The organism is Euzebyales bacterium, from assembly GCA_036374135.1.
Lineage (GTDB): Bacteria > Actinomycetota > Nitriliruptoria > Euzebyales > JAHELV01 > JAHELV01.
This window is the reverse complement of sequence record DASUUK010000025.1, coordinates 13,687-26,785: the sequence shown is the minus strand read 5'-3', so window position 1 is coordinate 26,785 and position 13,099 is coordinate 13,687. Positions and strand designations below refer to the sequence as shown.

Here is a 13,099-nt window from a genome sequence, read left to right as displayed (position 1 = left end):
GTACTGCGTCATCCGCTCGCCCCACAAGTACAAGGACTCGCGCGAGCACTTCGAGATGCGCACGCACAAGCGGCTGATCGACATCCACGAGCCGACCCAGAAGACGGTCGACAGCCTGATGCGCCTCGACCTGCCGGCGGGCGTGGACATCGAAATCAAGCTGTAGCAGGGGACACCACCGCCACCTCAAGCAGCAGACAAGACGAGAAGAGACGAACACATGGTGAGAAAAGGGATCTTGGGCACCAAGCTCGGGATGACGCAGGTCTTCACCGACGACAACGAGGTTGTCCCGGTGACGGTCCTGCGTGCCGGACCATGTCCGGTCACCCAGGTGCGTACGAAGGAGCGCGACGGCTATCGAGCGCTGCAGCTCGGCTACGGCCGCGCGCGGCGGACCACCAAGCCGCTGGCTGGTCACTTCGCCGCCGCCGGCGTCGAGCCGACGCGCTACCTGATGGAGGTCCCGTTCGACGACGACCACGAGCCGGGCGACATCATCACCGTCGACATCTTCCGGGTCGGCGAGTTGGTGGACGTCACCGCGCGCTCGAAGGGCAAGGGCTTCTCCGGCACGATGAAGCGGCACGGGTTCGCCGGTCTCGGCGCCTCGCACGGTGCCCACAAGGTGCATCGCGCGCCTGGCGCGATCGGCGCCTGCGCCACGCCGGGAAGGGTGTTCCCCGGGACCCGCATGGCCGGCCGCACCGGCAACGAGCGCGTCACGATCCAGCGCCTGACCATCGCCGGCGTCGACACCGAACGCGGGCTGCTCCTGATCAGGGGTGCGACCCCCGGTGCCAACGGGTCGCTGGTCCTCGTGCGCTCCAGCTCCAAGGCTCCCGCCACCGCAGGAGGTGACGCCTGATGCGCGTCGACGTCTACGACGCCCAAGGGTCCGCGACCGACACGGTCGAGCTCGACCCCGCGCTGTTCGAGGCGCCGGTCAACGTCCCGGTGCTGCACCAGGTCGTGACCGCCCAGCTCGCCGCCGCGCGAGCCGGTACGGCGAAGACCAAGAGCCGCGGCGAGGTTCGCGGCGGCGGTGCCAAGCCGTGGCGGCAGAAAGGCACCGGCCGCGCGCGCCAGGGCTCGATCCGGTCCCCGCAGTGGGCCGGCGGCGGCGTCGCCCACGGACCGACCGGCGAGCAGAACCACCGCAAGCGCGTCAACAAGAAGGTCCGGCGCCTCGCGCTCGCATCGGCACTGTCCGACCGGGCTGGCAGCGGCGACGTCCGCGTCATCCGCGACTTCGGGCTCTCCGAGCCGCGCACGCGCGACGCGGTCGCGCTGCTCGACCGACTCGAGCTGGCGGGCCGCAGCGTGCTGATCGTGCTCGCCGAGCGCGATGACGTGGTCGCCCGCAGCTTCCGCAACCTGCCCTACACCCACGTGCTGACGGCCGGTCAGCTGAACGTCCACGACCTGTTGACCCATGACGTGGTCGTGTTCGCCGAGGCCGCGCTCGACAGCATCGGCGGGGGACGGCGGAGCGCAGCCAACGACGCCGCGGTCGCGTCGGCCGACACCGACGACCGCGGGACGGACGTCGCGGACGCGGCCACCGACGCCGAGGCGACCACCGACGCCGAGCACGCCGACACCGATGGCGACGGCGACGAGGACGAGGAGGGTCAGCAGTGAAGACCCCGCACGACATCATCATCGAGCCGGTCGTCAGTGAGAAGAGCTATGCGCTGCTCGACGACGGCCGCTACACCTTCGTGGTGCACCCCGCGGCGAACAAGACCGAGATCAAGCAGGCCGTCGAGCAGATCTGGGGCGTGCGCGTCCTGAAGGTCAACACGCTCAACCGGCCCGGCAAGCGGGTGCGCTTCGGTCTGGTGCAGGGCCAGCGCAAGCGCACGAAGCGTGCGGTCGTGACGCTGGCCGAGGGTGACGAGATCGACATCTTCGCCTGATCGCGGGCGCAGCCCGGCAGGCGCCACACCGACGGCGGACAGCTTCCGTCGGACTGCAGAACCGAGAGGACGACACCGATGGCCAATCGCAGATACCGCCCCACGACGCCGTCGCGTCGCGGCATGAGCGTGTCCGATTTCGCCACCGTCACGACCGACAAGCCCCTGAAGTCGAAGACGTCGGCGAACCCGAAGAAGGCGGGCCGCAACGCCCACGGGCGCATCACGACCCGACGCCAGGGCGGCGGCCACAAGCGGCGCTACCGTGAGATCGACTTCCGGCGCAACAAGGACGGCGTGCCAGCGACCGTCGCGGAGATCGAGTACGACCCCAACCGCTCGGCTCGCATCGCCCGGCTGCATTACCACGACGGCGAGAAGCGCTACATCCTGGCGCCGCAGGGCCTGCGCGTCGGTGACGTGCTGACGTCCGGTGAGGGTGCGGACATCCAGACTGGCAACGCCCTGCCGCTGCGCAACATCCCGGTCGGCACCGTCGTGCACGCCGTCGAGCTCCGGCCCGGCGGCGGCGCCAAGCTCGGTCGCTCGGCTGGCAACCGCGTGCAGCTGCTGGCCAAGGAGGGGAAGTACGCCGCGCTGCGGCTGCCGTCCGGCGAGATCCGCCGCGTGCTGGCCGACTGCCGTGCGACCGTCGGCACCGTCGGCAACCCCGACCACGAGCTGGTCAACGACGGCAAGGCGGGCCGCTCCCGTTGGCGCGGCAAGCGCCCCAAGGTCCGCGGTGTGGTCATGAACCCGGTCGACCATCCCCACGGTGGGGGCGAGGGCCGCACGTCCGGTGGGCGGCACCCGACCAATCACAAGGGCAAGCCCGAAGGCCGGACCCGGGCCCGCAACAAGGCGTCCGACAAGGACATCATCCGTCGCCGCGGCAAGCGCCGCCGCTGAGCGCGACGCGCGGCGAGCAGCCGAACCCGCCGCGGCCAGACAGCCAGGGGAGCTCGGAAGCTCGCCCCAGATCGAAGTAGGAGACACGCAGCATGCCGCGCAGCTTGAAGAAGGGCCCGTTCGTCGACGCCCACCTGGAGAACAAGATCGCCGTGCTCAACTCGCGCGGCGAGAAGCGGGTCGTCCGCACGTGGTCGCGCCGCTCGGAGATCTCTCCGGAGATGGTCGGCCACACGATCGCGGTCCACGACGGGCGCAAGCACGTCCCGATCTACATCTCCGAGTCGATGGTCGGTCACAAGCTCGGCGAGTTCGCCCCGACACGGGCCATCAAGTGGCGTGGCGCCGGCGAGAAGCAGGCGATGCGCGGCCGCGCCGGCCGACGCTGACGCAGCGGCCGTCACACACAGAAGCGAAAGAGGACGAGACGATGGACGTGAGGGCCAGCGCCCGCTACGTGCGGGTCGCACCGAACAAGGCTCGACAGATCGTGCGGCACATCCGTGGACTGGACGTCGAGCGCGCACGCAGCGTGCTGCAGCTCGAGCCCAAGAACGCGGCCCGGTACGTGCACAAGGTGCTCGAGTCCGCGGTCGCGAATGCGGAGAACAACCACGACCTCGACGCCGACGACCTGGTCGTCACGGCCGCGACCGTCGACGAGGGACCGACCCTGAAGCGCTTCCGGCCACGCGCCATGGGCCGCGCGTACCGGGTCCGCAAGCGCACCAGCCACATCACCATCGTTCTCACGACCGAGGAGCAGTAGCCGTGGGCCAGAAGATCCACCCGTACGGGTTCCGGCTCGGCGTCATCAAGGAGTACAAGTCGCGCTGGTTCGCAGACAAGGAGTATGCGGACTACGTGGCCGAGGACGACCGCGTCCGCAAGTACATCCGTGAGCGCGTCCGCCACTCGGGCGTCAGCCGCATCGACATCGAGCGCACCCGCGACCGGGTCACGATCGACGTGTGGACCGCGCGTCCCGGCATCGTCATCGGGCGCCGTGGGGCGGAGGCCGACGCCATCCGCTCCGCGCTCGAGAAGATGACCGGCAAGCAGATCAAGCTGAACATCCAGGAGGTCAAGACCCCTGAGCTTGACGCGCAGGTCACGGCCCACAACGTGGCCGAGCAGCTGCGTGGCCGGGTCAGCTTCCGCCGTGCGATGCGCCGTGCGACCCAGAACGCGATGAAGGCCGGCGCCAAGGGCGTCCGCGTCCAGTGCTCCGGTCGTCTGGGCGGTGCCGAGATGAGCCGCACCGAGTGGTACCGCGAGGGCCAGGTGCCCCTGCACACCCTGCGCGCCAACATCGACTACGGCTTCGACGAGGCCCGGACGACCTACGGGCGCATCGGCGTCAAGGTGTGGATCTACCGCGGCGAGGTGCTGCCGGACTCGGATCAGCGTCGTGCCCGTGCCCAGCAGCAGCGGCCCAAGCGGGCCGGCCGTGGTCGCGGCAGCTCGCGTCGTTCGGCGCCGACCGCCGGCATGGGTGACATGTCGCAGGAGCGCCGGACCGAGGAGGCCCCGACCGCGCCGCAGTCGGGGCAGCCCGCCACGGTGTCGGCCGACGATCTGCCCGGCACCGCGCCGCAGCCCACCGAGCAGCCGATGCCCGAGACGGCCCCCCAGCAGGCGGTGCCCGAGGCACCGGTGGCCGCCGAGGCCGTGACACCCGAGCAGGACACCGGCCACACCGTGCCGGCCGACTCCGCCGACGCGGCGCGAGCGGCGGACGCCGACGCGCCGCGGCCACCGGCCGCCGATCCGACCCAGGAGTGGGACGCCGCGCTCGCAGAAGAGAACGAGGAGGCCTGACGATGTTGGCACCCAAGCGTGTCCGCTACCGCAAGCAGCACCGCGGGCGCATGCGTGGCAACGCCAAGGGCGGTCACGAGATGGCGTTCGGCGAGTACGGCCTGCAGGCCGTCACGGGCTCGTGGATCACCGCGCGCCAGATCGAGGCGGCCCGTGTCGCCATGACGCGGCACATCAAGCGTGGCGGAAAGGTGTGGATCAACATCTTCCCGCACAAGTCCTACACCAAGAAGCCGGCCGAGACCCGCATGGGGTCGGGCAAGGGCTCGCCCGAGGGGTGGGTCGCCGTGGTAAAGCCCGGGCGGGTCATGTTCGAGCTGTCCGGCGTTCCCGAGGACGTCGCACGCGAGGCCCTGCGCCTGGCGGCGCACAAGCTGCCCGTCAAGTGCCGCTTTCTGACCCGGGATGGTGACTGACATGGATGTCGGTGAACTACGAGAGCTCAACGACGTCGAACTGACCGAACAGCACGACGAGCTGAAGGAGGAGCTGTTCAGCCTCCGGTTCCAGCTCGCGACCGGCCAGCTCGACAACCCCCGGCTGCTCAAGCAGGTGCGGCGCGACATCGCGCGGGTCCTGACGGTCCAGCGCGAACGCGAGATCGCCGCCGCGCGCGAGCACGCGCAGTAGCGCGAAACCCTAGGAGCTACGAGGACGATGACTGACACGTCGACGACGCAGCGTGGTGAGCGCAAGGTCCGCCAGGGCCAGGTGGTCAGCACGGCGATGGACAAGACCGTCGTGGTCGAGATCCAGCGCACGACGACCCACCCGCTGTACCGCAAGATCATCAAGCGGACCGAGAAGTTGCTCGCGCACGACGAGACCAACGACGTCAACACCGGTGACCGCGTGCGCGTCGCCGAGACGCGCCCGCTGAGCAAGCGCAAGAGGTGGCGCGTCGTCGAGGTGATCGAACGAGCGAAGTAGATCGTGAGCGAGGGTGACGCGGTGGCGCCGCTCCGGCTCCAGCAGGGACCCCCGTCCTCGCCTGGGGCTCGGACACCCCGAGTCGCCTCCGCGGCACCATCGCGCCACCCTCGGTCGCCGTCGATCGGTTCGTCGTACGTGAGTAGGAAGAAGAAGGAAGATGATCCAGCAGGAGAGCAGGCTTCGGGTCGCTGACAACACCGGGGCGCGTGAGGTGCTGTGCATCCGTGTGCTCGGTGGGTCGGGGCGGCGCTACGCCTCGGTGGGCGACGAGATCGTCGGCACCGTCAAGCAGGCGGTGCCCGCGGCCGGTGTCAAGAAGGGCGACGTCGTGCGCGCGGTCGTCGTGCGCACCCGCAAGGAGAAGCGGCGTCGTGACGGGTCCTACATCCGCTTCGACGACAACGCATGCGTGCTGATCAACGACCAGGGCGCACCGCGCGGGACCCGCATCTTCGGCCCCGTCGGCCGTGAGCTGCGCGAGCGTCGCTTCATGCGGATCGTCTCGCTCGCGCCGGAGGTGATCTGAGCATGCAACGGATACGAACCGACGACCACGTCCAGGTGATCTCCGGCAAAGACCGTGGCAAGTCCGGCCGTGTGATCGCCGTGTGGCCACGCGAGGACCGGGTGCTGGTCGAAGGCATCAACATGGCGACCAAGCACCGCCGCGTGCAGCGCACGCGCGCCGGTGCGCAGGAGGGCGGCATCATCCACGAGGAGGCGCCCCTGCACCTGTCCAACGTCATGCCGATCTGTGACTCGTGCGACAAGCCGACCCGGGTCGGGTCGCGCGTCGTCGACGGGGTGCGGGTGCGGGTCTGCCGCTCCTGCGACGCAGAGCTGTAGTCATGGGCGGGCCAGCTCGGCTTCGGACCGCTCACCCGCCCACCCTCCAAGGCCCTCCGCCGAGCCGACCCGCCCATGAGTGAGGAACGAACGGACATGAGCACCACAGACACATACACGCCGCGCCTGCGCGAGCGCTACCGCACCGAGGTGCGTGAGCAGCTCAAGAGCACGCTCGGGCTCGACAACGTCATGCAGGTTCCCACGCTGACCAAGATCGTGGTCAACATGGGCGTCGGTGACGCGGTCACCGATCCGAAGGTGATCGACGGCGCGATGCGCGACCTCGCGACCATCACCGGGCAGCAGCCCAGGCTGACGCGTGCCCGCAAGTCCATCGCGGGTTTCAAGCTGCGGCAGGGCATGCCGATCGGCGCGAAGGTCACGCTGCGGGGCGACCGGATGTGGGACTTCTTCGACCGCCTGCTGGCGATCGCGCTGCCCCGCATCCGCGACTTCCGCGGGCTGCCGGCGCGCAGCTTCGACGGACGCGGCAACTACACGTTCGGGGTGACCGAGCAGCTGATCTTCCCGGAGATCGACTACGACTCGATCGACCGCGTGCGCGGCATGGACATCACCATCGTGACGACGGCGACCACCGACGAGCAGGCCCGGGCGTTCCTCGACGCGTTCGGCTTCCCCTTCGTCGGCGGCCGGTCCGCCAGCTAGGCAGGAGCACCCCATGGCCAAGAAGTCGATGATCGCCAAGGCGAAGCGCAAGCCGAAGTTCGGTGTGCGCGCCTACACACGGTGCAACCGTTGCGGGCGGCCCCGCGCGGTGTTCCGCAAGTTCATGCTGTGCCGTGTGTGCTTCCGCGAGCTCGCCCACGAGGGTGAGCTTCCCGGTGTGAGGAAGGCCAGCTGGTGACCGCTTCGTGACCGCGGTGACGCTCCGGCTCCAGCAGGGACCCCGTCCTCGCCTGGGGCTCGGACACCCCGAGTCGCCTTCGCGACACCGCGGTCACGGCGCTCCCGTCGCCGCGGCGTGGGCGGGCGAGCGGGCGCAGCAACGGCAGAGCATTCAGTAGTAGGTAGGTGAGAGGGAAGCGTTCCTGCTTCGGCGGGCGAACCCCGAGGAGATGAAGCAACGATGATGACCGATCCGGTGGCGGACATGCTGACGCGCATCCGCAACGCCAACATCGCGTACACCGAGCAGCTCGAGATGCCCTCGTCCAAGCTCAAGGCCGCACTGGCCGACATCCTCAAGCAGGAGGGCTACATTCGGGACTACGCCGTCGAGCCGACCAGGCCGCAGGCGACTCTGAAGATCGCGCTCAAGTACACCAAGGACCGCGAGCGGGCGCTGACCGGCGTGCGTCGCATCTCGAAGCCGGGCCTGCGGGTCTACGCGAAGCGCCACGAGGTGCCGCGCGTGCTCGGGGGTCTGGGCACCGCCATCATCTCGACCTCGTCCGGACTGATGACCGATCGCGCGGCCCGCCAGGCGGGCGTCGGTGGCGAGGTCGTCGCGTACGTCTGGTAACGGTCGCGGACGACGGAGAAGGAAGCAGATCATGAGTCGGATCGGCAAGGAGCCAGTACCCATCCCGAGCGGGGTGGACGTCACGCTGGCCGACGACCGCGTCACCGTGAAGGGCCCCAGGGGCGAACTGTCCGAGGCGGTGCCCGAGGGCATCGACGTGACCGTCGAGGACGGTCAGGTCGTCGTGACCCGTGTGAGCGACGCCCGCGAGCACAGGTCGCTCCACGGTCTGGTGCGATCGCTGATCGCCAACATGGTGACCGGTGTGACCGACGGCTACAGCAAGAGCCTCGAGATCGTGGGCGTCGGCTACCGCGCGCAGGCGCGGGGCAACGACGGCCTGACCATCCAGGCCGGCTACAGCCACGCCGTCGAGGTCACCGCGCCCGAGGGCGTCACGTTCGAGGTTCCGTCGCCGACGAAGATCACGGTGCGCGGCGCCAGCAAGCAGGTCGTCGGCCAGGTCGCCGCGAACATCCGGGCGATCCGCAAGCCCGAGCCCTACAAGGGCAAGGGCATCCGCTACGCGGGCGAGCACGTCCGTCGCAAGGCCGGCAAGGCCGCGGGCATCTAGGAGCGTCAACGATGGCTACCACAAGCAGGCAGCAGGCGCGCGTGCGCCGCCACCAGCGGGCACGCTCGCGCGTCCGCGGTACGGCAGAGCGTCCACGCCTCGTCGTGTTCCGGTCCAACACCGGGATCTACGCGCAGGTCGTCGACGACGACCGCGGTCACACCCTGGTCGCGGCGTCGACCGCCGACGACGTCACCGCCGACGGCGACGGCAAGATCGGTGCCGCGAAGGGCGTCGGCAAGCTGGTCGGCCAACGCGCGCTCGACGCCGGCATCACCAAGGTCGTGTTCGACCGCGGGGGCAACCGGTACCAGGGGCGCGTCGCCGCACTGGCGGACGGCGCCCGCGAGGCCGGGCTCGAGTTCTGACGACGCGATCGACCGGGACGCACACCGACACTGAACGACCGGCTTCGCCGGACAGGAGACAGACATGGCAGCAGGAGGCAGCAGCCGCGGCCGCGGACGCGGCCGGGGGCGCGAAGAGGAGCGCAACCCCTACGAGGAGAAGGTCGTCGCGATCAACCGCGTCGCCAAGGTGGTCCGCGGAGGCCGCCGCTTCTCCTTCACGGCGCTCGTCGTCGTCGGCGACCTCAATGGCACGGTCGGGGTCGGGTACGGCAAGGCGAAGGAGGTGCCCGCGGCGATCCAGAAGGGCGTCGAGGAGGCCAAGAAGAACTTCTTCGAGGTCCCGATGATCCAGAAGACGATTGTCCACGGCGTGATCGGGCACAGCGGCGCCGGCAGGGTGCTGCTCAAGCCGGCGGCTCCCGGTACCGGTGTGATCGCCGGTGGAGCGGTCCGGGCCGTGCTCGAGTGCGCCGGCATCAGTGACGTGCTCGCCAAGTCGATGGGCACCGCCAACGCCATCAACGTCGTGCACGCCACCGTCGACGCGCTCAAGTCGCTCAAGCGTCCCGAAGAGGTGGCGCGCCTGCGCGACGTCGACCTCGAGGAGATCCTGCCGAGCAAGATGCTCGCGAACATGCGGGCGTCCTAGCCGCAGCGACCACGCCAGGAGGACGCGATGACCGACGTCGTCGAGATCACACAGGTCCGCAGCACCATCGGTGCGCAGGCCGCGCAACGGCGGACGCTGCGGGCCCTCGGCCTGCGGCGGATCCACCACACCGTAACCCAGCCGGACCGGCCAGAGATCCGCGGCATGCTGGCCGCTGTGGCGCACCTCGTCGAGGTGCGCCGGCCCGGTGACGACGCCCCGATGGGGCTCGAACCCGGTCAGGAGCCGACCAGTGCGGACGACGGGGCGTCGGCGTCCGCGTAACGTCTGCGACAGGGCACACGAAGTCAGTGATAGGTCACCGAAATGAAGCTCCATCATCTGAAGCCCGCACCCGGGGCGCACCGCAAGCGCACCCGTAAGGGTCGCGGCGAGGCGGCCGGCAAGGGCAAGACGGCCGGTCGTGGCACGAAGGGCACCGGCGCGCGCGGCACGATGCGCATCGGGTTCGAGGGCGGCCAGACGCCGCTCCAGCAGCGCCTGCCCAAGCTGCCCGGGTTCACCCCGCGCAACCGCGTCGAGTACGCGACCGTCAACGTCGGCCGTCTGGGTGACGTCTTCGAGGACGGCGCCGAGGTCGGGCCCGATCAGCTCCGTGAGGCGGGCCTGGTCCGTCGCGGCTCGGCACCGGTCAAGGTGCTGGGAGACGGCGAACTCTCGATCGCGCTGGTGGTATCGGCGCACGCCTTCTCGGCGTCGGCCGAGCGCAAGATCAGCGAGGCCGGGGGTCGTACCGAGCTCGTGGCCCGGCACGCATCGGCACACACGTCGTCGTAGACGCGAAGGGCACGCCATGCTGAGCGCATTCGTCAACGCGTTCAAGATCCGCGATCTGCGTACCAAGATCCTGTTCACGCTCGTGATCATCGCGGTCTACCGGCTGGGATCCTTCATCCCTACGCCCGGTGTGGACTCGGGTGCGCTCCGGCAGCTGATCGAGCAGTCCGCGGCCACGGGCGCCGCGCAGATCATCAACCTGTTCTCCGGTGGCGCGTTCACCCAGCTGGCGGTGTTCGCGCTCGGCATCATGCCGTACATCACGGCGAGCATCATCATGCAGCTGCTGACGGTGGTGATCCCGCGTCTGGAGGAGTGGCAACAGGAGGGCGAGTCCGGCGCAAAACGGATCAACCAGTGGACGCGCTATCTCACTGTGGGGATCGCCGTGCTGCAGTCGACGACGTTGATCACGGTGATCCAGTCAGGCGGTGGTGCGGGCGCCGGCGCGCTGTTCGGCGGTGCATCACTGCCCCCAGGCGTGAACCTCATCCCAGACGATTCGCTCGGCATGCGGGCGTTGATGGTGCTGACGCTGACCGCCGGCACCGCGTGCATCATGTGGCTCGGTGAGCTGATCACGTCCCGCGGCGTCGGCAACGGCATGTCGCTGATCATCTTCGTCGCGATCATCTCGGAGCTGCCCAGCCAGGGCAACCAGATCCTGCAGTCGTCGGGTCCTGTCGTGTTCGCCGTCGTGCTGCTGGTCGCCCTGCTGCTCATCGTCGGCGTGGTCGTCGTCGAGCAGGGGCAGCGCCGGATCCCCGTGCAGTACGCGCGACGCCAGATCGGCAGCCGTAGCTACGGCGGGAACTCGACGTACATCCCGCTGAAGGTCAACCAGTCGGGCGTGATCCCGATCATCTTCGCGTCGTCGATGCTGTACGTGCCGGTGCTGGCCGCGTCGATCTTCTCGGAGCAGACCTGGCTCGTGAACTTCGTCGACCGGTACCTGTCCGGTCAGAACATCAACGTGGTCTACGTCCTCACCTACTTCGTGCTCGTCGTCTTCTTCGCGTACTTCTACACCGCGATCACGTTCAACCCGATCAACGTCGCGGACAACATGAAGAAGTACGGCGGCTTCATCCCAGGGATCCGCCCCGGCCAGCGCACCGCTGAGGAGCTCGATCGCGTGATCACGCGCCTCACGCTGCCCGGGTCGCTGTACCTGGCGACGCTGGCGATCCTGCCGTTCCTGGCACTGGGCATCGCCGGCGTGCCGTTCCCGTTCGCGGGAGCGACGCTGCTGATCGTCGTCGGCGTCGGCCTCGAGACGATGAAGCAGATCGAGAGCCAGATGATGCAGCGCCACTACGAGGGCTTCCTGCGGCGCTAGGGAGTAGCAGATGCGACTGATCCTGTTCGGACCGCCGGGCGCCGGCAAGGGCACCCAGGCGTCGGCGCTGGTGGAGCGCTACGACGTGATCCACGTCTCGACCGGCGACATCTTCCGTGCCAACGTCAGTGACGCGACCGAGCTTGGGCTGAAGGCGAAGGAGTACATGGACGCCGGCAAGCTGGTCCCCGACGACATCGTCATCGCGATGGTCGACGACCGACTGCGCCGCGACGATGTCGCTGACGGGTTCCTGCTCGACGGCTTCCCACGCACCGAGGGTCAGGTCGAGGCCCTCGACGAGACCCTCGAGGACACCGGCCATCGCCTCGACGCCGTGATCCGGCTGATCGTCGATGACGACGAGGTGACCAAGCGGCTGTTGCAGCGGGCCGAGGAGCAGGGTCGCAGCGACGACACCGAGGACGCGATCGTCAACCGGCTCGAGCAGTACAAGGCCGACACCGAGCCCGCCGTCACCGCGTACCGCCGACGCGGGATCCTGCACGACGTCGACGGCGAGGGCACGATCGCCGAGGTGCGTGAGCGCGTGCTGGCCGCGGCCGCGCAGGCCGAACGCTCATGAGCCGCGCTGTGGGGCAGCCATGATCGTCCGCAAGTCACCGGCCGAGATCGAGCTCATGGCGCGGGCCGGCAAGGTGATCGCCCACCTGCACGAAGTGCTGCGCGACGCGGTCGCCCCGGGTGTGACGACCGCGCAGCTCGACGAGATCTCCGCGCGCGAACTGCGCGCCGCCAATGCTGTTCCCTCGTTCCTCGGCTACGGCGGGACGGCGGGACGCCCTCCGTTCCCGGCGACGCTGTGCACATCGATCAACGCCGAGATCGTGCACGGGATCCCGTCACCCAGGGTCATCCTGCGGGCCGGCGATCTCATCAAGATCGACGCCGGCGCGATCGTGGACGGCTACCATGCCGACTCGGCCGTCACCTGGATCGTCGGCGGTGACGACACCGTTGCGTCCGAGGTGCGCGACCTGGTCGCGCGGACGCGCAGCGGGCTGTGGGCGGGACTGAGCAGAGCGGCACCCGGCAACCGGCTCGGCGACATCTCCGCGGCCGTGCAGTCGCACGCGGACCCGCACGGCTACGGCGTCGTGCGTGAGTACGTCGGTCACGGCATCGGTCGCGCGCTGCACGAGGATCCACACGTACCCAACTACGGTCGCGCGGGCCGTGGTCCCCGGCTGATGGAGGGCCTGGTCATCGCCGTCGAACCGATGTTCAACCTGGGCACGCACGAGACCGAGGTGCTGGCGGACGGCTGGACCGTCACGACGGCCGACGGGCACCTGTCGTCGCACTGGGAGCACACGGTGGCGATCACCGCCGACGGCCCACGTGTCCTGACCGCGCGCAGCGACGAACCGGAATGGCCGCTGCGTGAGCCCGAGCTCGTGCCGACCGCCAACGTCGGCAGCTGAGCCGGTGGAAGGCGGTCACGGTGC

General features: G+C 69.4%; 23 protein-coding genes and 1 pseudogene. All 24 read left to right on the top strand.

Annotation, left to right across the window (positions count from 1 at the left end; all coding sequences use genetic code 11):
* Positions 1 to 166, top strand: a 166-nt coding sequence (gene rpsJ / locus VFZ70_03990) for a 30S ribosomal protein S10 (GenBank protein HEX6254952.1), incomplete at its 5' end; no start/stop codon positions are given.
* 54 nt (positions 167 to 220) lie between these two features.
* Complete coding sequence (gene rplC / locus VFZ70_03985) at positions 221 to 868, top strand: 50S ribosomal protein L3 (GenBank protein HEX6254951.1); 648 nt, start codon at positions 221 to 223, stop codon at positions 866 to 868.
* Positions 868 to 1,644: a 50S ribosomal protein L4 gene (rplD, locus tag VFZ70_03980; protein ID HEX6254950.1), complete on the top strand. Its 777-nt coding sequence runs from the start codon at positions 868 to 870 to the stop codon at positions 1,642 to 1,644. Before rplC ends, rplD begins: the two co-directional genes overlap by 1 nt.
* Positions 1,641 to 1,922, top strand: coding sequence for a 50S ribosomal protein L23 (gene rplW, locus VFZ70_03975; GenBank protein HEX6254949.1), 282 nt, complete (start codon positions 1,641 to 1,643; stop codon positions 1,920 to 1,922). The genes rplD and rplW overlap by 4 nt, the downstream gene beginning before the upstream one ends.
* A gap of 78 nt (positions 1,923 to 2,000) precedes the next feature.
* Positions 2,001 to 2,831, top strand: coding sequence for a 50S ribosomal protein L2 (rplB, locus tag VFZ70_03970; protein HEX6254948.1), 831 nt, complete (start codon positions 2,001 to 2,003; stop codon positions 2,829 to 2,831).
* 92 nt (positions 2,832 to 2,923) lie between these two features.
* Positions 2,924 to 3,220, top strand: a complete 297-nt coding sequence (gene rpsS / locus VFZ70_03965) for a 30S ribosomal protein S19 (protein ID HEX6254947.1) — start codon at positions 2,924 to 2,926, stop codon at positions 3,218 to 3,220.
* A 41-nt stretch (positions 3,221 to 3,261) separates the two neighbouring features.
* The gene (rplV, locus tag VFZ70_03960) at positions 3,262 to 3,600 is read left to right on the top strand and encodes a 50S ribosomal protein L22 (GenBank protein ID HEX6254946.1); all 339 of its coding nucleotides are present in this window, start codon (positions 3,262 to 3,264) and stop codon (positions 3,598 to 3,600) included.
* A gap of 2 nt (positions 3,601 to 3,602) precedes the next feature.
* Positions 3,603 to 4,226 (top strand): annotated as a pseudogene (rpsC, locus tag VFZ70_03955) (30S ribosomal protein S3).
* Between the two features lie 428 nt (positions 4,227 to 4,654).
* Positions 4,655 to 5,068, top strand: a complete 414-nt coding sequence (gene rplP / locus VFZ70_03950) for a 50S ribosomal protein L16 (protein HEX6254945.1) — start codon at positions 4,655 to 4,657, stop codon at positions 5,066 to 5,068.
* Position 5,069: 1 nt separating this feature from the next.
* Complete coding sequence (gene rpmC, locus VFZ70_03945; GenBank protein HEX6254944.1) at positions 5,070 to 5,282, top strand: 50S ribosomal protein L29; 213 nt, start codon at positions 5,070 to 5,072, stop codon at positions 5,280 to 5,282.
* A 27-nt stretch (positions 5,283 to 5,309) separates the two neighbouring features.
* On the top strand, positions 5,310 to 5,582 hold the full coding sequence (gene rpsQ, locus VFZ70_03940; GenBank protein ID HEX6254943.1) for a 30S ribosomal protein S17: 273 nt from the start codon (positions 5,310 to 5,312) through the stop codon (positions 5,580 to 5,582).
* Between the two features lie 160 nt (positions 5,583 to 5,742).
* Entirely contained in the window at positions 5,743 to 6,111 is a 369-nt protein-coding gene (gene rplN / locus VFZ70_03935; protein ID HEX6254942.1) for a 50S ribosomal protein L14, read from the top strand.
* Between the two features lie 2 nt (positions 6,112 to 6,113).
* Positions 6,114 to 6,431 (top strand): 50S ribosomal protein L24, encoded by a 318-nt coding sequence (rplX, locus tag VFZ70_03930; protein HEX6254941.1) that lies wholly within the window; start codon positions 6,114 to 6,116, stop codon positions 6,429 to 6,431.
* A 96-nt stretch (positions 6,432 to 6,527) separates the two neighbouring features.
* Positions 6,528 to 7,103, top strand: a complete 576-nt coding sequence (rplE, locus tag VFZ70_03925) for a 50S ribosomal protein L5 (protein ID HEX6254940.1) — start codon at positions 6,528 to 6,530, stop codon at positions 7,101 to 7,103.
* A 13-nt stretch (positions 7,104 to 7,116) separates the two neighbouring features.
* Entirely contained in the window at positions 7,117 to 7,302 is a 186-nt protein-coding gene (locus tag VFZ70_03920) for a type Z 30S ribosomal protein S14 (protein HEX6254939.1), read from the top strand.
* 222 nt (positions 7,303 to 7,524) lie between these two features.
* Entirely contained in the window at positions 7,525 to 7,920 is a 396-nt protein-coding gene (gene rpsH, locus VFZ70_03915; GenBank protein ID HEX6254938.1) for a 30S ribosomal protein S8, read from the top strand.
* Positions 7,921 to 7,951: 31 nt separating this feature from the next.
* On the top strand, positions 7,952 to 8,494 hold the full coding sequence (rplF, locus tag VFZ70_03910) for a 50S ribosomal protein L6 (GenBank protein ID HEX6254937.1): 543 nt from the start codon (positions 7,952 to 7,954) through the stop codon (positions 8,492 to 8,494).
* 11 nt (positions 8,495 to 8,505) lie between these two features.
* Complete coding sequence (gene rplR / locus VFZ70_03905; protein ID HEX6254936.1) at positions 8,506 to 8,862, top strand: 50S ribosomal protein L18; 357 nt, start codon at positions 8,506 to 8,508, stop codon at positions 8,860 to 8,862.
* Positions 8,863 to 8,926: 64 nt separating this feature from the next.
* Positions 8,927 to 9,493 carry a 30S ribosomal protein S5 gene (gene rpsE, locus VFZ70_03900; protein HEX6254935.1) on the top strand — a complete coding sequence of 189 codons (567 nt, stop codon included), beginning with the start codon at positions 8,927 to 8,929 and terminating at the stop codon, positions 9,491 to 9,493.
* 27 nt (positions 9,494 to 9,520) lie between these two features.
* Positions 9,521 to 9,778 (top strand): 50S ribosomal protein L30, encoded by a 258-nt coding sequence (rpmD, locus tag VFZ70_03895; protein HEX6254934.1) that lies wholly within the window; start codon positions 9,521 to 9,523, stop codon positions 9,776 to 9,778.
* A gap of 42 nt (positions 9,779 to 9,820) precedes the next feature.
* The gene (rplO, locus tag VFZ70_03890) at positions 9,821 to 10,291 is read left to right on the top strand and encodes a 50S ribosomal protein L15 (GenBank protein ID HEX6254933.1); all 471 of its coding nucleotides are present in this window, start codon (positions 9,821 to 9,823) and stop codon (positions 10,289 to 10,291) included.
* 16 nt (positions 10,292 to 10,307) lie between these two features.
* Entirely contained in the window at positions 10,308 to 11,630 is a 1,323-nt protein-coding gene (gene secY / locus VFZ70_03885) for a preprotein translocase subunit SecY (GenBank protein ID HEX6254932.1), read from the top strand.
* Positions 11,631 to 11,640: 10 nt separating this feature from the next.
* Entirely contained in the window at positions 11,641 to 12,216 is a 576-nt protein-coding gene (locus tag VFZ70_03880) for an adenylate kinase (GenBank protein HEX6254931.1), read from the top strand.
* A 19-nt stretch (positions 12,217 to 12,235) separates the two neighbouring features.
* Positions 12,236 to 13,075 carry a type I methionyl aminopeptidase gene (gene map / locus VFZ70_03875; GenBank protein HEX6254930.1) on the top strand — a complete coding sequence of 280 codons (840 nt, stop codon included), beginning with the start codon at positions 12,236 to 12,238 and terminating at the stop codon, positions 13,073 to 13,075.
* Positions 13,076 to 13,099 lie beyond the last annotated feature (24 nt).